The organism is Amycolatopsis plumensis (genome assembly GCF_042652605.1).
Lineage (GTDB): Bacteria > Actinomycetota > Actinomycetes > Mycobacteriales > Pseudonocardiaceae > Amycolatopsis > Amycolatopsis plumensis.
The window spans coordinates 6,392,098-6,416,121 of record NZ_JBHSJY010000001.1; the positions used below are offsets into that span (position 1 = coordinate 6,392,098).

The window sequence follows — 24,024 nt, forward strand, 5'->3', positions numbered from 1 at the left end:
GAACACCCCATGCAGGACGACGCCGAATTCCAGGTACTCGTGAACGACGAAGGCCAGTACTCGCTGTGGCCGGTGGCCAACGAGGTACCCGCGGGCTGGCGCGCCGACGGCTTCCGCGGCGGCCGCCAGGAGTGCATGGACCACGTCGACGAGGTGTGGACGGACATGCGACCCCTGAGCCTGCAGCGGCAGATGGCCGCCGACGCCGAGCCCGCCGCGGCGCGTCGTGAGTGAAAAAGCGGGTTAGAACCCGCCTTTCCACTCACGACCGGCTGCCCCACCGAACGACGCGGAAGGTCCCCACCTCATGCCCTCTCCCACGACGCTCTCCCAGTCCTCCCTCGAGGTTCCGGTCCGCGATCCGCGGTCCGCGGCCGACGGGCGGCTGCAGCGGCTGCTCACGGGTCTCGCCCACAAGCACGGCGTCCCGGCCGCCCAGCTCGTCGTCACCGACGGCGGCCGGACGGCGTCGGCCACGGCCGGTGAGATCACCGCCGAGGCGAAGTTCCCGGCCGGCTCCATCACGAAGGCGTTCACCGCGGCGCTGGCGATGCTGCTGGTCGCCGACGGCGACCTGGACCCGGACGATCCGCTGGGCGAACACCTCGATGGCCTCGGCCCCCAGGTCGGCAGACCGACCGTCGGGCAGGTGCTCAGCCACACCGGCGGGCTGCCGGCCGCGCTCGGCGCCGCCGCGGACGGGGCCGGCTCGGCCCGGCGGTACCTGCGGGCCTGCCGCGACGCCGGGCTCGTCCAGCCGCCCGGGCTGGGCTTCTCCTACTCCAACGTCGGGTACGTGCTCACCGGCTACCTTGTCGAGGCCATCACCGGGATGAGCTGGTGGGAAGCGATGGAGAGCCTGCTGCTCGACGAGCTCGGCATCGACGCCGCGTTCGTCGTGGAGCCGGGCGCGCGGCGCCGGACCGGAACCCACGTCAGCGGGCACGCCGTGCACGCGGCGAGCGGCCGCGCCCGGCCGGTCGCCCAAACCCTCACCCCGGCCGAGGCCGCCGCCGGGGCGCTCGCGCTGAGCGCCGGGGACCTCGCCGCCTTCGGCCGCATGTTCTGCGGCGGCGACGGCCCGCTGCCGGCGGACCTGGCCGAGCTCATGCGCCGCCCGGTGCCGGGGGCGGAGCCGTTCGGGCTGGCCGACGCCTGGGGGCTCGGCCTGGCCGGCTACCGGGGCGCCGACGCGGACTGGGCCGGCCACGACGGCACCGCCGACGGCACCTCCTGCCACCTGCGGATCGACGCCTCGCACGGCCGGGTCGTCGCGCTCACCACCAACGGCAGCACCGGTTCGGCGCTGTGGACGGACCTGGTCGCGGCCCTGCGGGCCGACGGCCTCCCGGTCGGCGACTACGAGCTGCCCCGCGACCTGGACCGGGCCGCCCGCCCGGCCGCCGACCTGACCGGCCGCTACACCAACGGCGACCTCGAGTACCAGGTGGACGTCCGCGCGGACGGGGACGCGGTCCTGGTCGTCGACGGCGAGGTCTACCCCGAGCTGGCGCTGCTGCGCGACGGGGCCTTCTCGGTCCGCGAACCCGGCACCGGCCGCCGGATCATCGGCGGCCGCTTCCTGACCGACCCGGCCACCGGCACCGTCAGCGCCATGCAGGCCGGCGGCCGCGTCGCCCGGCGCCGTCTCCGCGCCTCCTGAACCGCTTCTCCCGCGGCCCGTCGTGAGTGGTAAGGCGGGTTCTAACCCGCCTTACCACTCACGACCCCGGACCACCCGAACTGCGTTGTGAGGAAACGAAAGCGATGACCACCTCGAGGAAGAGCCGCATCGACGCGCTGCCCGCGGACCTGCGGGAGACGCTCAAGCGCCGGCTGGCCGGGCGGGCGGAGCGGTCCGACGTGATCGGCCGGGCGCCGCGGGAGAACGCCCTGCCCCTGTCGTTCGCCCAGCAGCGCCTGTGGTTCCTCGACGAGTTCCGCCCGGGGGACGCGGAGTACAACAGCGCGGTGGCGCTGCGGCTGACCGGCCCGCTCGACACCGGCGCGCTCACCGGCGCGCTCGCCCGGCTGGTGGCGCGCCACGAAGCCCTGCGCACGACCATCGACGACACCGGCGGCAGCCCGGTGCAGGTCATCCACGACGCTCCGGAGGTCCCGGTGCGGACGGTCGACCTCACCGCCGATCCCGCGCTGCGCCCGGCCGACCTGGACGAGGTCCTGGAGGCGGAGTACGGCCGGTCGTTCGACCTCCGCCGCGGCCCGCTGGTGCGGCTGTTGCTGGTGCGCGTGGCCGAGGAGCACCACGTCCTGCTGATCACCGCCCACCACGTCGTCACCGACGGCGAGTCGATGGGCATCCTGGTCGGCGAGCTCGGCGCGCTGTACGCGGCCGCCGTCCGCGGCGAACCCGCCGAGCTGCCCGAACCGGCGGTCCAGTACGCCGATTTCGCCGTGTGGCAGCGGAACCGCCTCGCCGGGCCCGCCCTCGACCGGCACCTCGCCTACTGGACGACCCAGCTGGCCGGCGTCGAACCCCTGGACCTGCCGTCCGACCGGCCCCGGCCGGCCGTGCGCACGACGGCCGGTGCCGTGCACCACTTCGGCGTCCCGGCCGAGGTCGCCGCCGGGCTGGCCGAGCTGGCCCGGGTCCACGACACCACGCTGTACACCGTGCTGGTCGCAGCTTGCCAGGTGCTCTTCGCCCGCTACACCGGCCGCACCGACATCGCCGTCGGGACCGTGGTATCCGGCCGGAACCGGCCCGAACTGCAGCGGACGGTCGGCTTCTTCGTCGACACCGTCGTCATCCGGTCCACAGTGGACCGGTCCGCGCCGTTCGGGACGTTCCTCGACGCCGTCCGCACGACGGTGCTGGAGTCCTTCGAACACGCCGAAGCGCCGTTCGAAAAGCTGGTCGAGGCGCTGCGGCTCGAGCGCGACGCCAGCCGCACCCCGTTGTTCGACGCGATGGTGCTGCTGCACGGGAGCCAGGCCGGGCAGGCGGACTTCGCCGGGCTGAGGGCCGAGCCGGTCGAGGTCGCCCGCCGCGCGGCCAACTTCGACCTCACCGTCGAGTTCCAGCCGTCCGGGGATGCCCTCGAAGGCTCCCTGGAGTACAACACCGACCTCTTCGACGAGCGGACCGCCGTCGCGCTGGGCGAGCACCTCACCGTGCTGCTGACCGCGATCGCCGCCGACGCGCGGCGGCCGGTCGGTGAGCTGCCGCTGCTCACCGGCGGCGAGGAGACCCGGCTGCTCACCGAGTGGAACGACACCGCGCTGGACGTTCCGGAGGCGACGCTCACCGAGCTGTTCGAGTCGCAGGCCCAGCGCAGCCCGGACGAAACCGCGCTCGTCGCGGGGGACATCGCGCTGAGCTTCGCCGAGCTCAACGCGATGGCGAACCGGCTGGCCCGCCACCTGGTCACGCTGGGCGCGGGCCCGGAGCGGGTGGTGGCCCTCGCCCTGCCGCGCACCGCCGACGCGATCGTGGCCTTCCTGGCGGTCCTGAAGGCGGGGGCGGTCTACCTGCCGATCGACCCCGCCCTGCCCGCCGAGCGGAAAGAGCTGCTGCTGCGCGACTCCGGCGCCGAACTGGTGCTCGGCCCGGCGGACATCGCCGCGGCGAACCAGGACCACCCGGGCACCGACCTCACCGACGCCGACCGGATCGCGCCGCTGCGGCCGGACAACACGGCCTACGTCATCTACACCTCCGGGTCGACCGGGCGGCCGAAGGGCGTGGCGGTCCCGCACCGCAACCTCACCAACCTGCTCGTCAACCACCGTCACGACTTCGCCCCGCCCGGGCGGCGGCTGCGGGTGGCGCTGACCGCGACCCTGTCGTTCGACACGTCACTGGAAGGCCCGCTGCTCATGGCCGACGGCCACGAGCTGCACCTCATCGGCGACGACGTCCGGCTCGACGCCCACGCTCTCGTCGACCACATCGCCGAGCGCCGGATCGACTTCCTCGACCTCACCCCGACCTACCTGCGCCGGCTGATCCCCGCCGGGCTGCTGACCGACCCGCGGCACCGGCCGAAGATCCTCATGCTCGGCGGCGAAGCCCTCGACGAAACGCTCTGGCGGGAGCTGGCCGCGGCCGAAGTGACCGTGGCGCACAACTTCTACGGCCCCACCGAGTACACCGTGGACGCGGTCTCGTGCCGGGTCGGCGCCACGGCCCGCCCGGTCCTGGGCCGCCCACTGGCCAACACCCGCGCCTACGTCGTCGACCAGGACCTGCGGCCGGTACCCACCGGCGTGCCGGGCGAGCTGTGCCTCGCCGGGGCGCAGCTCGCGCGCGGCTACCTCGGCCGCCCGGGCCGGACGGCGGGCAGCTTCGTCGCGAATCCGTTCGGCGCGCCCGGCGAGCGGATGTACCGCACCGGCGACCGGGCCCGCTGGACCGCCGACGGGCAGCTGGAGTACCTGGGCCGGCTCGACGACCAGGTGAAGATCCGCGGCTTCCGGGTCGAGCCCGGCGAGGTCGAGGCGGCGCTGGTGCGCCTGCCCGGCGTCACCGCGGCCGTCGTCGTGGCCACCCGGCCCGAAGAGGGCCACGCCCGGCTGGTCGCCTACGTCGTCGGGGCCGGAGACGTCACGCCGGACGCCCTGCGGGCCGGCCTGCGGGCCACCCTGCCCGACTACCTGGTGCCCTCGGCGTTCGTCCCGATCGACGCGATTCCGCTGACGCCGCAGGGCAAGGTCGACCGCCGGGCCCTGCCCGCACCCGACGCCCCGGCGGACGGCGGCCAGGCCTACGTGCCCGCGCGCACCGCCGTCGAGCACCAGCTGGTGGCCATCTGGTCCGAGGTGCTCGGCAACGACCGCATCGGCGTCGAGGACAACTTCTTCGGCCTCGGCGGCGACTCGATCCTGTCCATCCAGGTGGTCGCCCAGGCCCGGCAGGCCGGCCTGCGGCTCACCTCGCGGGACATCTTCCTGCACCAGACCATCGCCGGGCTCGCCACCGCCGTGCAGACGGCGGCGGTGCACACACCGGCGGCCGGGCCGGTCACCGGACCGGCGCCGCTCACCCCGATCCAGCACTGGTTCTTCGACACCCACGGGCCGCTGGCCCACTTCACCATGTCCCAGCTGCTGGAACTGCCTGCCGACGTCGACCAGCAGGCGCTCCGGACCGCCCTCGACGCGGTCGTCGCCCACCACGACGCCCTGCGCACCCGCTTCTTCACCGTCGACGGGCAGTGGCGGCAGGAAGTCGTCCCCACGCCACCGTCCGGGCTCCTGCGGTTCCGGGACTTCTCCTCGCTGGGCGACGCCGGGCAGCGCGCCGGCCTCGAGGCCGCGGCCGCGCAGGTGCGCGCCAGCCTCGACCTCGCCACCGGCATCCTCGCCGGCGCGGTGCTGCTCGCCCGCGGCACCCGGCCGCCGCTGCTGTTCCTGGCCGTGCACCACCTGGTGGCCGACGGCGTTTCGCTGCGGCTGCTGCTCGGCGACCTCGAAACCGCCTACGGGCAGGTCGTCGCCGGCGCGCCGGTCCGGCTCGCGGCCACCGCCACGCCGTTCACCCAGTGGGCGCACCTGCTGGAGCAGCACGTCCGGTCCGGGGGCTTCGACGACGACCTCGAGCACTGGACGCGGGTGGCCCGCCGGGTCCCGGCGGCGCTGGCGGCCGACCACGCGGGCGCGGGCACCACCGGCTCCACGCGCACGCTGACCGTGACGCTCGGCGCCGAAGACACCGACGCGCTGCTGCACCGCGTCCCCGCGGTCTACCGGACCCAGGTCAACGACGTGCTGCTGAGCGCGCTCGGCCGGGCGCTGGCCGACCGCACGCGGGACGACGGCGTGCTGATCGCGCTGGAGGGACACGGCCGTGAGGACGTCCTCGACGGCGTCGACCTCTCGCGCACGGTCGGCTGGTTCACCACGCAGTTCCCGGTGGCGCTCGACCTGCCGCCGTCGGGGGACTGGGGGGCCACCCTGAAGGCGGTCAAGGAGCAGCTGCGGGCTGTCCCGCGCCGGGGCCTGAGCTACGAGGCCCTGCGGTACCTCGGCGCGCCCGGCGCACCCGGGCACGCCCTGCAGGCCTTCCCGCTGCCGCAGATCTGCTTCAACTACCACGGCCGCTGGGACGCCCAGGCCGGCGCGGACGGGCTGTTCCGCGGACGGCACGACAGCCCGGGTGCGGAAATCGCCCCGGACGAGGCGAGCACCTACCAGCTGGACGTCACCGGCGTCGTCGAGTCCGGCGTGCTGTCGCTGACGTGGTCCTACTCCGACCAGGTCAACGACGAGCGCACCGTCCGCGAGCTGGCCGAGGCGATGCTGACCGGCCTGCGGGAGATCGTCGCCCACTGCGCGCGGCCCGGCAGCGGCGGGCGCACGCCGTCGGACTTCCCGCTGGCCCACCTCGACCAGGCCGGAGTGGACCGGCTGGTCGGCGACGGCCGCGAGGTCGACGACGTCTACCCGCTGACCCCGCTGCAGGCGGGCATGCTGTTCCACAGCCTGCTCGACCCCACCGCCGACGCCTACGTCGACCAGGCCCGGATGCTGCTGGACGGCGTCCGCGACCCCGACGCGTTCGCGCAGGCCTGGCAGCAGGTCGCCGACCGGACTCCGGTCCTGCGCACCGAACTGGTCTGGGAGGGCGTCGAGGAACCCCTGCAGGTCGTGCGGCACCGGGCGGTCGTGCCGATCGCCCGCCACGACTGGCGCGGGCTCTCCGAAGCCGAGCAGGCCGAGCAGCTGGACCGGCTCTCGGCCGAAGACGCCACCACGGGCCTGGACCTCACCACCGCGCCGCTGATGCGGCTGGCCATCGTCGCGCTGACCCACGACCGCGTGCTGCTGATGTGGACCTCCCACCACATCGTCCTCGACGGCTGGAGCCTCGCGCAGATCTTCACCGAGGTGTGCGAGCAGTACGCCGCGATCACCGAACACCGGGTCCCGCGCGTACCGGCCCACCGGCCGTTCCGCGACTACCTCGGCTGGCTCGCCGCCCAGGACGTCTCGGCGGCCGAAAATCATTGGGCGGACGTGCTTTCCGGCTTCGCCGCCCCGACCCCGCTGCCCTGGGACCGGCCGCCGGCGAGCGCGCACCGGACCCGCTCGTCGCGGACGGTACGGACCAGTTTGTCCACTGAGGACACCGACCGGCTGCGGGAGGTCGCCCGGCGGCACGGCCTGACCGTCAACACCCTCGTGCAGGGCGCGTGGGCGCTGCTGCTGGCCCACCACAGCGGCGAATCCGACGTCGTGTTCGGCACCACCGTCTCCGGCCGCCCCGACGACCTGCCGGGCGTGGAGAACATGATCGGGATGTTCATCAACACCGTCCCGACGCGCGTGCAGGTCGACACCGGCCAAGCGCTGCTGCCGTGGCTGCAGCGGCTGCAGGACGAGCAGAACCAGGCCCGCCGCTACGACTTCCTCGCCCTCGGGAAACTGCGCGCGCTCAGCGACGTTCCGCCGGGGGAGAACCTGTTCGACAGCATGGTCGCCTTCGAGAACTACCCCTTCGACGAGAACGCCGCCGCCCAGGCGGGCGTCACCCTGCGCGAAGTGACCGCGCTCGACGCCACGACGTTCCCGGTCACCCTGCGCGCCTATGCCGACCGGCGGCTGGGCTTCGAGCTCGGCACCGACCCGGCGCTGTTCGACGAGGAGACCGCCGCGGCGATGGCGGCCCGCCTGGAAACCCTGCTGCTGGGCATGGCCGAGGACCCGGACCGCCCGATCGCCCGGCTGCCCTGGCTGCCGGCCGCCGAGCGCGCGCGGCTGGCCGCGGCCGAAGCCGTGTCACTGCCCGCGCCGGCCATCACCGAGCTGTTCGCCGCCCAGGTGGCCGCCCGCCCGGACGCCGTCGCCCTCACCGCGGACGGCACCCACTTCACCTACGCCGAGCTGAACGCGCGGGCGAACCGCCTGGCGCACCGGCTGATCGCGCTCGGCGCCGGGCCGGAACGGTTCGTCGCGCTGCGCCTGCCGCGTTCGGCGGAGCAGGTGGTCGCGATCCTCGCCGTGCTCAAGGCCGGAGCCGCCTACCTGCCGATCGACCCGGCCACCCCGGCCGAACGCGTCGACCGGATGCTCGCCGACACCGATCCCGTCGCCGTTCTCGCGCCCGAAGACGTCGACGTGGCCGAGGGCCCGGACACCGACCCGCCGCAGCGGTGCACGCCGGACCACCCCGCCTACGTCATCTACACCTCCGGCTCGACCGGGCTGCCCAAGGGCGTGATGATCCCGCACCGCAACGTCACCCGGCTGTTCGCCGCGACCACCCGCTTCGGGTTCGGGAGCGACGACGTCTGGACGCTGTTCCACTCCTACGCGTTCGACTTCTCCGTGTGGGAGATCTGGGGTCCGCTGCTGCACGGCGGCCGGCTCGTCGTCGTGCCGCACGCGGTGTCCCGCTCGCCGCGGGAGTTCCTGCGCCTGCTGGCCGACGAGCGGGTCACCGTGCTCAACCAGACGCCGTCGGCGTTCTACCAGCTCGTCCGGGCCGACGAAGACGAGCCCGGCGCCCGGCTCGCGCTGCGGTACGTGATCTTCGGCGGCGAGGCCCTCGACACGCGCCGGCTGGCCGGCTGGTTCGCCCGCCACGGCGACCGCGCGCCGCGGCTGGTGAACATGTACGGCATCACCGAAACCACCGTGCACGTCACCGAACACGACCTGGAGTCCGATGAGGACACTCCGGGCGGCATCGGCACCGCCCTGCCCGACCTGCGCGCGTACGTCCTCGACGCGGACCTGAACCCGGTCCCGGCCGGGGTGCCCGCCGAGCTCTACGTCGCCGGTGACGGCCTGGCCCGCGGCTACCTCGGCCGTCCCGGGCTGACCGCGGCCCGGTTCGTCGCCGACCCGTTCGGTGCGCCGGGGTCCCGGATGTACCGGTCGGGAGACCGGGTGTCCCGTACCCGCGACGGCGGCCTGCGCTACCACGGCCGCGCCGACCAGCAGGTGAAGATCCGCGGCTTCCGGATCGAACCGGGCGAGATCGAGGCCACCCTGCTCGCCCTGCCGGACGTCGGCTCGGCGGCGGTGCTGGCCCGTGAGGACGAGCCCGGCCGCAAGCGCCTGGTCGCCTACGTCGTCCCCGCGACGCCGGACGCGCCGCCGAGCGCGGCCCGGCTGCGCGAGCACCTCGGCCGGTCCCTGCCGGACTACATGGTCCCCTCGGCGTTCGTCACGCTCGGCGACCTCCCGTTGACCCGCAACGGGAAACTCGACCGGCGGGCGCTTCCGGCCCCCGCCGCGGCGGCCACCGAAGACACCGCGTTCGTCGAACCCCGCACCGAAACCGAGCGCACGGTTGCAAGGGTGCTGGCCGCCACGCTCGGCCTGGAGCGCGTCGGAGCCGACGGCAACTTCTTCACCCTCGGCGGGGATTCCATCCTCAGCATCCGGTTCACCTCCGCACTGCGCGAGGCCTTCGGCGTCGAGGTGTCCCCGCGGACGGTGTTCGACCACCCGACGGTGGCCGCGCTGGCCGCCGCGCTGCCCGCCGCGTCCGCCGCCCCGCTGTCCGCCGCGATCACCCCGGTGGACCGGGCCGGCGAGCTGCCGCTGTCCTTCGCCCAGCAGCGCCTGTGGTTCCTCGACGAGTTCGCCCCCGGCAGCACCGACCACGTCACGGTCTTCGGCGTGCGGCTGCGCGGCGACCTGCGATCGGACGCCCTCGCCCGGGCGCTCACCACGCTGATCGCCCGCCACGAGTCGCTGCGCACCACGTTCCCGGCCGTCGACGGGCGTCCCCGCCAGGTCGTCGGGGAGCCGTGGCGGCTCGCGCTGCCCGTCACCGAAGTGTCCGATGAGGACGGTTTGCGGCAGCTGCTGGCCGACGACCTCGCCCGGCCGTTCGACCTCGCCCGCGGCCCGCTGCTGCGGGCCCGGCTCGTCCGCCTCGGCCCGGACGACCACGCGCTCGTGCTGTCCCTGCACCACATCATCACCGACGGCTGGTCGATGGGCGTCCTGATCGGCGAGCTGGCCACCCTCTACGGCGACGAACGGGCCGAACTCCCCGCGTTGCCGATCCAGTACGCGGACTTCGCCGCCTGGCAGCGTGAGCGGCTCACCGGCGACTTCCTCGACGAGCAACTCGGCTTCTGGCGGCGCGAACTCGACGGCCTGCGCCCGCTGGACCTGCCGACCGACCGGCCGCGCCCGGCCATCCGGACGTCGAACGGCGCCGAGCACGAGTTCACCCTCGGCGCCGAGGCCCTCGCCGGGCTGCGTCGGCTGAGCCGGGACCGCGACACGACCCTGTTCACCGCGCTCGTCGCCGCCTGCCAGCTGGTGCTGCGGCGCTGGTCCGGCCAGGACGACGTCGCCGTCGGCACGGTCACCTCCGGTCGCGACCACCCGGAGGTCCAGGACCTGGTGGGGCTCTTCGTCAACACCGTCGTCCTGCGGTCCTCTGTGGACGGCAGCCGTGGTTTCGGCGAAATGCTCGGCGCCGTCCGCCGGACGGTCCTGGACGCGTTCGCCCACCAGGACGTGCCGTTCGAGCGGATCGTCGACGAGCTCAGCCCGGACCGCGACCCCAGCCGCACCCCGCTGTTCGAGGTGCTCGTCACGCTGCAGAACGCGGGCACCCGGCTGCCCGCCCTCGCCGGGCTCACCGCCGGCGAGCTGACGCTGCCGATGACCACCGCCGGCTTCGACCTGAGCGTCGAGTTCGAGGAACGCCCGGACGGGCTGCGGGGGCTGCTGAACTACAACACCGACCTGTTCGACGCGGCGACTATGACCCGGTTCGCCGAGCAGCTCACTGTCCTGCTCACCGCGGTCGTGGCCGAGCCCGGCCGGCCCGTCGACACCCTGCCGCTGCCCGCGGCCGAACACGACCTCGTCGTCCGAACTTGGAACGCGACCGACCGGCCGGTGCCGGAGCGCACCGTCGTCGAGCTGTTCGAGGCCCAGGCGGCCCGGACGCCGGACGCGACGGCGGTGGTCGACGGCGACACGACGGTGAGCTTCGCCGAGCTGAACGCGCGGGCCAACCGGATCGCCCGCGTCCTCGTCGGCCGGGGTGCCGGGCCCGAGCGCCTGGTCGCCGTCGCCCTGCCCCGCTCGGCCGAACTCGTGGTCACGATCCTCGCCGTCCTCAAGGCCGGTGCCGTCCACCTGCCCCTGGACCCCGAGCTGCCCGAACGGCGGCGGGAGGCGCTGCTGGCCGACGCGCGTCCGGCCCTCGTGATCACCGAACCCGTTGCCGGCGAGGAGGCGGACACGAATCTCGACGACCGGCCCGCGCCGGACCACGCGGCCTACGCGATCTACACCTCCGGCTCCACCGGAACGCCGAAGGGGGTGCTGGTCACCCACCGCGCGCTGGCCAACTTCGCCGTCGACCACGCGGAGCAGTTCACCGCCGCGGCCGGGAAGGACCGGCTGCGGGTGGCGCTGACCGCCGCGTTCTCCTTCGACGCGTCCTGGGAAACCGTGCTGTTGATGCTCACGGCCGGGCACGAACTGCACGTCATCGACGGCGACACCCGGCTCGACCCGGCCCTGCTCGCCGGGTACGTCGCCGAGCACGGGATCGATCTGGTCAACTCGACGCCGTCGTTCGTCCGGCACCTGCTGGAAGCGGGACACTGCCCGCCCGTGCTCCTGGTCGGCGGGGAGGCCGTCGGCGAGGCCTTGTGGCGCGACCTGAGCGACCTCGACGGCGCCACCGCGTTCAACCTCTACGGCCCGACCGAGTGCACGGTCGACGCGACACTCTGCCGGATCGGCGAGACCGGCCGCGAAGTGATCGGCCGTCCCACCGGGAACGTGCGGGCCTACGTGCTCGACGACCGGCTGCGCCCGGCCCCGGTCGGCGTCCCCGGCGAACTGCACCTGGCCGGCGTCCAGCTGGCCCGCGGCTACCTCGGCCGGCCCGGGCTGACCGCGGATCGCTTCCGCGCCAACCCGTTCGGGCCGCCCGGCAGCCGGATGTACGCCACCGGCGACCGCACCCGCTGGACCGCCGACGGGCACCTGGAGTACCTCGGCCGCGCCGACGACCAGGTCAAGATCCGCGGTTTCCGGATCGAGCCCGGCGAGGTCGAGGCGGCGCTGCGCGCGCTGCCCGAGGTCGCCGACACCGTCGTCGTCGCCCGCCACGACGACGGCCACGCCCGGCTGGTCGCCTACGTCGTCCCCGCGAACGGCGCACCGGCCGACCCGGCGCGCCTGCGGACGGCGCTCAAGGAGACGCTGCCCGAGCACCTGGTGCCGTCGGTGTTCGTGCCGCTGGCCCGGCTGCCGCTGGCCACCAGCGGCAAGGTCGACCGCCGGGCGCTGCCCGCGCCCGCCGTCCACCCGGCCCCGGCCGCGGGCCGGACCGCGCCGCGGACGGAGACCGAACGGCTGCTGGCGGAGATCTGGGCCGACGTCCTCGGCGTCGCGGAGCCCGGGGTGGACGACAACTTCTTCGCCCTCGGCGGGGATTCCATCCTCAGCATCCAGGTCGTCTCCCGGGCCCGGCGCCGCGGCCTGCGGCTGACCTCCCGGGACGTCTTCCGCCACCAGAACATCGCCGAGCTCGCGCTCGTCGCGGGCGCCGAAGCCGCCGCCGAGCCCGAAGCCGGGTTCACCGGCGCGGCCCCGCTCACGCCGATCCAGCGGTGGTTCTTCGAAACGGGCCACCACGACCACTTCACGATGTCCACGCTCGCCGAGCTCGACCCGGACGTCGACCTCGCCGCCCTCGAAACCGCGCTGGGGGCGGTGCTGGCCCGGCACGACGCCCTGCGCACCCGGTTCAGCCGCACCGGCGACGGGTGGCGGCAGGAGTTCCGGCCGGACGCGGAGATCCCGGCCCTGCGGCACGTGTCCGAGGTAGACACTGTGGACATCAGCACTGTCGCGGCCGAAGCGCGCGCCGCCCTGCGGGTCGAGGGCGGCCCGCTGGTCCAGGCCGCGCTGATCACCGCGCCCGGGCAGGCACCCCGGCTGCTGCTGGTCGTTCACCACCTGGTGGTCGACGGCGTCTCGTGGCGCATCCTGTTCGACGACCTGGAAACCGCCTACCGCCAGGTGATCGCGGGCCGGCCGATCGACCTCGGGCCGGCCCCGGTGAGCTTCCTCCGCTGGGCGGACCGCCTCGCGGGGCACGCGTTCGACGCCGAGCTGCCGTACTGGACCGAAACGCTCGACGGCGTCGTCCCGGACCTGCCGGTGGACGCGGCGGGGGAGAACACCGCCGGCAGCGCCCGCACGGTCACCGTCCGCCTGGACACCGAAACCACCGGTGCCCTGCTGCACGAAGTCCCCGAGGTCTACCGCACGCAGATCAACGACGTCCTGCTCAGCGCGCTCGGCCGGGTACTGGCCCGCTGGACCGGCCGCGACCGCGTCCTGGTCTCCCTGGAAGGGCACGGCCGCGAGGAGATCTTCGCCGACCTCGACCTCTCCCGCACGGTCGGCTGGTTCACCGCCGAGTACCCGGTCGCGCTCACCCTCCCCGCCGCCGAAGACTGGGGATCGACCCTGAAAGCCGTCAAGGAACAGCTGCGGGCCATCCCCGGCAAGGGGCTCGGCTACGGCGCGCTGCGGCGGCCCGGCGACCCGGTGCCGCAGATTTCCCTGAACTACCACGGACAGTGGACCGCCGGCGGCGACGCCGACGGCCTGTACCGGGGCTGGGGCGGCGACCTCGGCGCCGACGTCGACCCGGCGCGGCCGCGCACCGCGCTGGTGGACGTCGTCGGCATCGTCGACGACGGTGCCCTCGAACTGGCGTGGACCTACGCGCCCGGCGTGCACCGCGAGGACACCGTGCGCGGGCTCGCCGAGCAGGTCCTGACGGCGCTGCGCGAGATCGTCGCGCACTGCGCCGCCCCGGACGCCGGCGGCCGCACGCCGTCGGACTTCCCCCTGGCCCGGCTGAGCGCGGCCGAACTGGACACCGTGGCCGGTGACGGCCGCGCGGTCGAGGACGTCTACCCGCTCACCCCGCTGCAGGCCGGGATGGTGTTCCACACCCTGGTCGACGACGGCTCCCCGGCCTACTTCGAGCAGGTCCGCATCCGGCTCGCGGGTGTCGCCGACCCCGCCGCGCTCGCCGCCGCCTGGCAGCGGGTCGTCGACCGGACCCCGGTGCTGCGCACCCGGCTCGTCTGGACCGGCGTCGAAGAGCCGGTGCAGGTGGTGGACCGGGCCGCGACCCTGCCGGTCACCCACCACGACTGGCGCGATCTCGGCCCGGCGGACCGGGAAGCCGCGCTGGCGGACGCCCTCGCGGCCGACCGCGCCGTTCCGTTCGACCTGACCCGGGCCCCGCTGACCCGGCTGACCATCGGCGCCCTCCCCGGCGACGAGGTCGACCTGATCTGGACGTCCCACCACGTGCTGTTCGACGGCTGGAGCTCCGCCCAGGTCTTCGCCGAGGCGTGCGAGGAGTACGCCGCCGCGACCGCCGGTGTCCGGCCCGCCCTGGTCACCCGGCGCCCGTACCGCGACTACCTCGCCTGGCTGGCGGACCGCGACCAGGCCGCCGCCGACCGGTTCTGGGCGGACACCCTGGCCGGCTTCGACGCGCCGACCGCGTTGCCGTATGACCGCCCGCCGTCCGAAGCGCACCAGTCCCGTTCCACCGATTCGATCCGGGTCGAGCTGCCGGCGGCCGCGACGCTGCGGCTGCGGGAGTTCGCCAGGACCCACGGCCTGACCGTCAACACCGTCGTGCAGGGCGGCTGGGCGCTGCTGCTGGCCATGCTCTCCGGCGACCGCGACGTCGTCTTCGGCACCACGGTTTCCGGCCGCCCGGCCGATCTGGCCGGCGTCGAGACCATGATCGGGTTGTTCATCAACACCATCCCCACCCGCGTCCGCGTCGACGCCGCGCTGCCGGTCGCCCGCTGGCTCGGGCGGCTGCAGGCGGCGCAGAGCGAGGCCCGCGACCACGACTTCGTGTCGCTGGCCCGGCTGCGCCCGCTCAGCGACGTCCCCGCCGGGCAGAACCTGTTCGACAGCATGGTCGTCTTCGAGAACTACCCGATCAGCGAGCCCGCCACCGCGGGCGCGCCCCGGGTCGTCGAGGTCGCTTCGGCGGACGCCACGAACTTCCCGCTGTGCCTGCGCGCCTCCCTCGACGACGGCCTCGCGCTCGACCTCGCCTACGACCCGGCGCTGTTCGACGCCGGCACCGTCACGGCGCTGACCGGCCGCCTGGTGTCGCTGCTCGACGCCGTCACCGCGGACCCGGACCGGCCCCTGGCCCGGGTGCCGTGGGTCGACGCGGCCGAACGGGCCCGGGTGCTCGCCGACGCCCACGGCCCGGGTGCCGCCGGGACGCCGTCCACCGTGCCGGTACTCTTCGCCGACCAGGTCGCCCGCCACCCGGACGCCCCCGCCGTGCTCGCCACCGACCGGACCCTCACCTATCGCGAACTCGACGAGCGGGCCAACCACCTGGCCGGACGGCTGGCCGGGCTGGGCGTCACCGTCGAGGACCGGATCGGGCTGCTGCTCGAACCCTCGGTCGACCACGTCGTCGCCGAACTCGCCGTGCTCAAGGCCGGTGCGGCCTACGTGCCCCTGGACACCCGGGCACCGCACGAGCGGCTGCGCGCGGTGCTCGCCGAAGCCGGGGTGTCGGCCGTGGTGTCCGGCGACACCTGGGTGCCGACCGCCGAAGCCGTCCACAGTGGACCGGTGCTGACCGTCGGCGAACAACGGTCCGCCACTGCGCCCGATCCCCGCGTGGGGCCCGAGAACCTCGCCTACGTCATGTACACCTCGGGTTCCACCGGGGTGCCGAAGGGCGTCGCCGTGCGCCACCGCGACATCACCGCGCTGGCCCAGGACGGCCGGTTCGCGGGCGGCGCCCACACCCGGGTGCTCGCGCACTCGCCGCTGGCCTTCGACGCGTCCACCTACGAGCTGTGGGTGCCGCTGCTGAGCGGCGGTGCGACGGTCCTGCCCGACGGGCCCGACCTGACCGTCGAGTCGTTGCGACGCGCGGTTTCCGCGCACGGCGTGACGTCGGCGTGGCTGACCGCCGGGCTCTTCCGGCTGCTCGCCCAGGACGCGCCGGACGGCCTGCGCGGCCTGCGGGAGGTGTGGACCGGCGGCGACGTCGTCCCGCCCGCCGTGGTGCGGACGGTCCAGGCCGCGTGCTCCGGCCTCGTCGTGGTCGACGGCTACGGCCCCACCGAAACCACCACCTTCGCCACGTCGTTCCGGATGGCCGGGGAGGCCGTGCCCGAACCGGTCCCGATCGGCCGGCCGCTGGACGGCATGCGCGCGTACGTGCTGGACGCCGAGCTGCGTCCGCTGCCCGCCGGCGCGCCCGGCGAACTGTGCCTGGCCGGCGCGGGCCTGGCCCGCGGCTACCTCGGCCGGCCCGGCCTGACCGCCGAGCGGTTCGTCCCCGACCCGTTCGGCGCGCCGGGGGAGCGGATGTACCGCACCGGCGACGTCGTCCGCCGCGGACCCGACGGCGAGCTCGTCTTCCTCGGCCGGTCCGACGACCAGGTCAAGCTGCGCGGGTTCCGGATCGAGCTCGCCGAGGTCGAGGCCGTGCTGGCCGCCCACCCGGCGGTCGCGCAGGCGGTCGCGAGCATCCACACCGACGCCTCCGGCACGCGGCGGCTGCTCGCGCACGTCGTCCTCGATCACCCCGCGGATCCGGACGAGCTGCGGGCGCACGCCGCCGCGACGCTGCCCGAGTACATGGTGCCCGCCGCGGTGCTCGTGCTGGCCGCGCTTCCGTTGAACCGCAACGGGAAGGTCGACCGCCGGGCGCTGCCCGCACCGGACGGCCCGGTGGTGTCGCAGCGGCCCTACACCGAGCCGTCCACCGCGACCCAGCGCGCCGTGGCCGGGATCTGGCAGCGGCTGCTCGGCGTCGAGCGGGTCGGGGCACAGGACAACTTCTTCGAGCTCGGCGGTGACTCGATCCTCAGCATCCGGCTGGTGTCGCGGCTGCTGGCCGAATGCGGCGTTTCGCTGTCGCCGCGGGCCGTGTTCGCGCACCCCACGGTCTCCCGGCTGGCCGCCGCGATCGAAACCGTCGGGGCCACCGCAGCCGACCCGATCCCGGCCGTGCCGCGCGACGGCGAGCTGCCGCAGTCCTTCGCCCAGCAGCGGCTGTGGTTCCTCGACGAGTTCGACCCGGGCGGCACCGAGTACGTCACCAGCTCCGCCGTGCGGCTGCGCGGCGAGCTGGACGTCGACGCGCTCGCCGGGGCCTTCACCGCGCTGGTCGCCCGCCACGAGCCGCTGCGGACGACGTTCGGCTCGGCCGACGGCCACGGCGTCCAGTTCGTGCACCCGCCCCACGAGGTGCCGCTGCCGGTCGTCGACGCTCGCGAGGAAGAGCTCGCGGAAATCCTGCGTGCCGACGGCGAACAGCCCTTCGACCTGAGTGAAGGGCCGCTGCTGCGGGCGAAGCTGATCCGGCTCGCGCCGCGGGAGCACGTGCTCACGGTCGCGGTGCACCACATCGTCACCGACGGCTGGTCGAACGGCCTGATCGCCGAGGAGGTCGGCGCGTTCTACGCGGCCGCGCTGCGCGGCGAACCGGCGGACCTCCCGCCGCTGCCGGTGCAGTACGCGGACTTCGCGGCCTGGCAACGCGGCCGGCTCGCCGAGCGCGTCCTGGCCGGCCAGGTCGACTACTGGACCGAGCGCCTGCGCGGCCTGACTCCGCTGGAGCTGCCCACCGACCGGCCCCGCCCGCCGGTGCGCACCACCCGCGGCGCGACGCACGAGATCGTCGTCCCGGCGGCGGTGACCGCGCGGCTCGAGCAGGTGAGCCGGCAGCGTTCGGCGACCTTGTTCACGACGCTCGTCGCGGCGTGCCAGGTGCTGCTCGGCCGGTGGGCCGGCCAGGACGACGTCGCCGTCGGCACGGTCACCTCCGGCCGGGAGCGGCCCGAGCTCGAGGGGCTGGTCGGGTTCTTCGTCAACACGCTGGTGCTGCGCTCGCAGGTCCGCCCTTCGCTGGCTTTCACCGCGTTCCTCGACGAAGTCGCGGCGGGCGTGCGGGCGGCGTTCGACCACCAGGACCTCCCGTTCGACCGGGTCGTCGACGCGGTGCAGCCGGGCCGCGACCCGAGCCGGACACCGCTGTTCCAGGTCATGGTGGTGCTGCAGAACAGCCCCCGCGAGACGACCCGGCTGCCGGGCCTGGAAACCGAGGAGCTCGCCCAGCCCGCGACCGCGGCGAACTTCGACCTCACCCTGGAGTTCCAGCCGGACGGCGACGTGCTGCGGGCCGCGCTGACGTACAACACGGACCTGTTCGACGCGGCCACGATCGAGCGCTTGGCCTCCCACCTGGGCGTGCTGCTGGAGGGCGTCGCCGCCGACCCGGACCGGCCGGTGGCGCGGCTGCCGCTGATCGGCCCGGCCGAGCGCGAACTGGTGCTGGAGACGTGGAACGACACGGCGGTTCCGGTGGAGCCGCTGACGCTGCCTGCGCTGATCTCGGCCCGCGCCCGGCGGACCCCGGAAGCATTGGCGGTGATCGGAAGCGAGTCCCTGACGTACGCCGAGCTGGAGGCGCGCGCTTCGCGGCTGGCGTCGGTGCTGGCCGGGTACGGGATCGGGCCGGAGCGCATCGTGGCGCTGGCCCTGCCGCGGTCGGTGGAGATCGTGGTGGCGCAGCTGGCGGTGTGGAAGGCCGGCGGCGCGTTCGTCCCGGTGGACCCGACTTACCCGATCGAGCGCATCACGTTCATGCTCGCAGACGCGCGCCCGGCGCTGGTGCTCACGTTGGAGGGACTGGCACCGCCGGTGCCCGAAGGGGTGGAAGTGCTGGCCCTCGACGACCCGGCGCTGTTCGAGGCCGGACGGGCCGCCGCCGAGCCGGTGACCGTGGCGGCTGAGCCCGCAGCCGCGGTGGCCGTCCGGCCCGAGCACCCCGCCTACGTCATCTACACCTCCGGCTCCACCGGGCGCCCCAAGGGCGTGGTCGTCACGCACGCCGGGCTGGCGTCCTTCGCCGCCGCCGAGGCCGAGCACCTCCGGGTCGGCGAAGGCGACCGCGTCCTCGCCTACTCCTCGCCGAGCTTCGATGCCTCGATCCTCGAACTCTGCCTGGCCCTGCCCTCCGGCGCCGCGCTCGTCGTGGTGCCGCCCGAACCACTGCTCGGCGAACCCCTCGCCGAGTTCCTCGCCACCCACCGGATCAGCCACACGCTGATCCCGCCCGCCGCGCTGGCCACCGTCCCGGCGACCGACCTGCCGGACCTGCGCACGCTCGTCGTCGGCGGGGACGCCTGCCCGGCCGAGCTCGTCGACCGGTGGGCGCCCGGGCGGCGGATGATCAACGCCTACGGCCCCACCGAGTCGACGATCGTCGCGACCTGGAGCGAGCCGCTGGTCCCGGGCAGCCCGCCCCCGATCGGACGGCCCATCCCGAACACCCGTGCCTACGTGCTCGACGCCGCGCTCCAGCCGGTGCCGGTCGGCGTGGCCGGCGAACTGTACGTCGCCGGGCCGAGCCTGGCCCGCGGCTACCTCGACCGGCCGGGCCTGACCGCCGACCGGTTCACCGCCAACCCGTTCGGCGCGCCGGGGGAGCGGATGTACCGCACCGGCGACGTCGTCCGGTGGACCGCCGCGGGGCAGCTGGAGTTCACCGGCCGGGCCGACGACCAGGTCAAGGTCCGCGGCTTCCGCATCGAACTCGGCGAAGTCGAGGCGGCGCTGACCCGCCACCCCGGGGTGGCGGCCGCCGTGGCCGCGGTCCAGCAGGACGAGTCGGGCCACAAACGCCTGGTCGCGTGCTTCGTCGCCGCGCCGGAGCCGGATCTGCCGCAGCAGGTCGTGAGTGAGAAACAGTGTTCTAACACTGTTTCCCACTCACGACCGCCGGGGACGGCAGACGGTGACCGTTCCCCGGAGAACGCGCCGGCGAACGGCCCGGTCAGCCCGGCCGAGCTGCGGGAATTCCTCGCCCGGTCGTTGCCCGGCCACCTCGTCCCCTCGGCCATCCTGGAGCTCCCGGCTCTGCCGATCAGCCCGAGCGGCAAGGTCGACCGCCGCGCGCTGCCGGTGGTCGCCGCCGCGGCCGAGCCCGCCGCCCACCACGTCGAGCCGGTGACCCCGGCCGAACGGGTGCTCTGCGAGATCTGGGCGCAGGTCCTCGGCCTCGACCGGGTCGGCACCGCCGACAACTTCTTCGAGCTGGGCGGCGATTCCATCCTCAGCATGCAGGTCGTCTCCCGGGCCCGGCAGGCCGGGCTCCAGGTGTCCACCAAGGACATCTTCCTGCACCAGACCGTCGCCGCGCTCGCTCCCGAAGCCGGGGTGGTGGCCGAACGGACCGAGGTGGACGGCCCGGTCGTCGGGCCGGTGCCGCTCACCCCGATCCAGGACTGGTTCTTCGCCACCCACACCGTCAACCCGCACCACTTCAACCAGTCGATGCTGGTCGAGCTCGCCGACGGCTTCGACGCCGCCGCCCTCCGGCGCGCCCTGGCCGCGGTGTGGACCCACCACGACGCGCTGCGGATGCGCTTCAGCCACACCGAAACGGGCTGGCACCAGCACAACGCCGACGTCGAGCCGGTACCCGCACTGCGCCACGAGGACCTGACCGCCGTCCCCGAGGCCGAGCGGGCTGCCGCGCTGGAGCGGATCGCCGACGACGTCCACGCCGGGTTCGACCTCACCCGCGGTCCGCTGCTGGCCGCCGTCCTGGTCACCGCCGATCCGGCGTGGCGGCCGCGGCTGTTCCTGGCCGCGCACCACGTCGTGGTCGACGCCGTGTCGTGGCGCATCCTGCTCGACGACCTCGACACCGCCTACCGCCAGGCCGCCCGGGACCTCCCGGTCGACCTCGGCCCGCGGACGACGTCGTTCCGGGACTGGGCGCACCGCCTGCGCGACCACGTCCGGGCCGGTGGCTTCGACGACGAACTGGCCTACTGGACCGGCCTGCCCCCCTCGGCCGCGCTGCCGGTGGACCACGACGGCGACGACACCGGCACGGCGGAGGTCACCGTGGCGCTCTCCGCCGACGACACCGACGCCCTGCTGCGGTCGGCGCCCGCGGCCTACCGCACGCGCGTCAACGACGTCCTGCTCACCGCGCTGGCCTGGGCGCTGGCCCGGTGGACCGGCCGTCCGGACGTGTCGATCGCGCTGGAAGGCCACGGCCGCGAGGACGTCCTCGACGACGTCGACCTCAACCGGACGGTCGGCTGGTTCACCACGCTGTTCCCGGTGGCACTGTCCATTGAGGACAGCGACTGGCGGACGCTCGTCAAGTCCGTCCGCAAGCAGCTGCGGGCGGTGCCCGGCAACGGGTTCGGCTACGGCGCCCTCCGCCACCTCGGCGACCCGGACGTCCGCGAGCGGCTCGCCGTTCAGAACCCGCAGATCTCGTTCAACTACCTCGGCCAGTGGGACGGTTCCGGCGCGGCGACGACGTCCGAGAGCCTCTACGCCGCCGTCCGGGGTTCGCTCGGCCGCGACCACGACCCGGCCGAACACCGCCCGCACCTGCTCGACCTCGTCGGCGCGGTCCAGGACGGCGAACTGGTGTTCTCGCTGATCTACCAGCCCGGCCGCCACGACCGGCGGACCGCCGAAGCGCTGGCCGGCGACTTCGCGGCCGCGCTGCGCCGGATCGCCGCCGACAGCTCGGCCCCGGCCCGGCGGAAGGAGCGGCGGTGACCACGCGGCTGTCCCGGAACCGCAACTACCAGCTGCTGTGGGGCAGCCAGGCGCTGTCGGAGGCCGGGTTCAGCGCGTCGATGATCGCGTTGCCGCTGCTGGTGCTGGCGGTGACCGGCTCGCCGGCGCTGTCCGGGCTGGTGCTCGGCGTCGACGCGATGGCCCAGCTCGTCGCGGGCCTGCCGGCGGGCGCGCTGGCGGACCGGTGGGACCGCAAGAAGATCCTGCTCGGCTGCGAGGCGGTGTACGCGCTGGCGGTGGGCAGCCTGGCCGCGGCGATCTGGTGGGACGCCGTGGGCGTGCCCCACCTCGTCGCGGTCGCGGCGGTGATGGGCTGCTGCCGGTCGCTGTTCGGCCCGGCCGAAGGCGCGATGCTGGCCGGCGTCGTGCCGCCGGCCCAGCTGCCGACGGCGGTGGCGATGAACTCCGCGCGCGGCGCGCTCGGCCAGCTGTCGGGGACCGCGGTCGGCGGGTTCCTCTACGGCCTCGGGCGGGCCGTCCCGTTCGCCTTCGACGTGCTCGTCCACCTGATCTCGCTGGTCGCGCTGACCTTCGTCCGGGCGCCGCGCCGCGAGGCCGCCGCGCCGGCGGGCGGGCACCTCGGCCGGGAAATGGCCGAAGGGCTGCGCTGGGTGTGGAGCGAACGGCACGTGCGCGTCACGGTGGCCTGCGCGGTGAGCCTGAACTTCTTCTTCAGCGCCTACTACATCGTCATCATCGTGCTGGCCAAGGAGCGCGGCGTCACCTCGGGCGAGATCGGCGTGATGGCCGCGATGCTCGGCGTCGGCGGCGTGGTGGGCTCGCTGATCGCGCCCTACCTGCAGCGGCGGCTCAGCCCGTACGTGTCGATCATGAGCGTGTTCTGGGTGCTGACCCTGCTGACCCCGCTCGCGGCCGTGATCCACGACGGCTACCTGCTGGGCGCGCTGTTCGTCGCCATGGCCCTGCTCCCGCCGACCGCCAACACGACGATCGGGACCTACCAGCTGCTGCTCACCCCCGACCGGCTGCGCGGGCGGCTGACCAGCGTGATGGGCGTGATCGGCGGCGTCTCCGCGGCGACCGGGCCTGCCTTCGGCGGCCTGGTGGTGCAGACGTTCCCCGGCACGAACGCCGTGCTGCTGTGCGCCGCCGGGATCGCCCTGGTGACGCTGGTCGTCACGGTCAGCCCGACGCTGCGCCGGTTCCCCCGCGCCGACACCCTCGTCCCCGAACCCGAGCCGACGACCGAGGAGAAAACCTCATGACCACCCAGGAATCCGGCGTCTCGTTCGCCTTCGAAGAGCTGCTGGCGCGCTCGGCGGCGCTGCGCGAGCGCGGCCCGGTGCACCACGACGAAGAGCGGGGGCTGTGGCGGGTGCTCGACCACCCGGGCGTCTCGCGGGTGCTGTCCGACCCGGCGGCGTTCTCGTCGGACTTCAGCGGGCTCACGCCGGTCCAGGAGGACTTCGAGACCTTCCGCAAGGGCAACTTCGTCGGGATGGACCCGCCGGACCACCGCAAGCTGCGCACGCTGGTCAGCCAGGCGTTCACCCCGCGCGTGGTGGCCGGCCTCGAGCCGCGGATCCGGGCCATCGCCGGCGAACTGCTCGACGAGGTCGACGGCGAGTCGCGCTTCGACGTCGTCGACGCGCTGGCCTACCCGCTGCCGATCATCGTGATCGCGGAGCTGCTCGGCGTCCCGGTGGCGGACCGCCCGCTGTTCACCCGCTGGGCGCAGGTGCTCTTCAGCGGCGACCAGCTGGGCGAGTCGGCCGACATGGACGACATCCAGCGCGCGCTGGACGCGATCGCCCCGACCATCCGCGAGATGAACGCCTACATCCTCGATCACATCCGCCACCACCGCGCCCACCCCGGCCCGGGCCTGACGAGCAGGCTGGTCGAGGCGGAGTTCAACGGCGAGCGCCTCGAGGACCAGGAGATCGTGGGGTTCGTCGCGCTGCTGCTGATCGCCGGCCACATCACGACGACCGCGCTGCTGGGCAACGCGGTGGTGACGTTCGACCGCAACCCGGCCGCGGCGGCCGCGCTGCGCTCTTCGCCGTCGGGCTTGCCGGCGGCGCTGGAGGAAGTGCTCCGGATGCTGCCGCCGTTCCCCGAGCTGGGCCGCCGCACGACGCACGAGATCGAGCTGGGCGGGCACCGCATCCCGGAGAACTCGATCGTGATGGCGGACCTGGCCGCGGCCAACCGGGACCCGGCGTTCTTCGACCGGCCGGACGCGTTCGACCCGGCGCGCTCCCCGAACCCGCACCTGACCTTCGGCCACGGCATCCACTTCTGCTTCGGCGCGCCCCTGGCGCGGCTGGAGGGGCGGGTCGCGTTCGAGGTGCTGTTCGAGCGCTACCGGGACCTGGCGGTCGCCACGGACGCGCCGGTGGTGTTCCAGAACCCGTCGGTGATCGTGAGCGTCCGGCACCTGCCGCTGGACGTCGAGCGGGCCTGACC

The 24,024-nt window shown here is 74.4% G+C and carries 5 protein-coding genes; all 5 read left to right on the forward strand.

What is annotated here, in order from left to right:
- Positions 1–9 precede the first annotated feature (9 nt).
- Entirely contained in the window at positions 10–234 is a 225-nt protein-coding gene (locus tag ACFPLC_RS31135; protein ID WP_091309248.1) for an MbtH family protein, read from the forward strand.
- A gap of 73 nt (positions 235–307) precedes the next feature.
- A complete protein-coding gene (locus ACFPLC_RS31140) occupies positions 308–1,663 on the forward strand; it encodes a serine hydrolase domain-containing protein (protein ID WP_378189979.1) in 1,356 nt (451 codons plus the stop codon).
- 104 nt (positions 1,664–1,767) lie between these two features.
- Positions 1,768–21,573, forward strand: a complete 19,806-nt coding sequence (locus tag ACFPLC_RS31145; RefSeq protein WP_378189982.1) for a non-ribosomal peptide synthase/polyketide synthase — start codon at positions 1,768–1,770, stop codon at positions 21,571–21,573.
- On the forward strand, positions 21,570–22,820 hold the full coding sequence (locus ACFPLC_RS31150; protein WP_378189985.1) for an MFS transporter: 1,251 nt from the start codon (positions 21,570–21,572) through the stop codon (positions 22,818–22,820). The genes ACFPLC_RS31145 and ACFPLC_RS31150 overlap by 4 nt, the downstream gene beginning before the upstream one ends.
- Positions 22,817–24,022 (forward strand): cytochrome P450, encoded by a 1,206-nt coding sequence (locus ACFPLC_RS31155; protein ID WP_378189988.1) that lies wholly within the window; start codon positions 22,817–22,819, stop codon positions 24,020–24,022. Before ACFPLC_RS31150 ends, ACFPLC_RS31155 begins: the two co-directional genes overlap by 4 nt.
- Positions 24,023–24,024 lie beyond the last annotated feature (2 nt).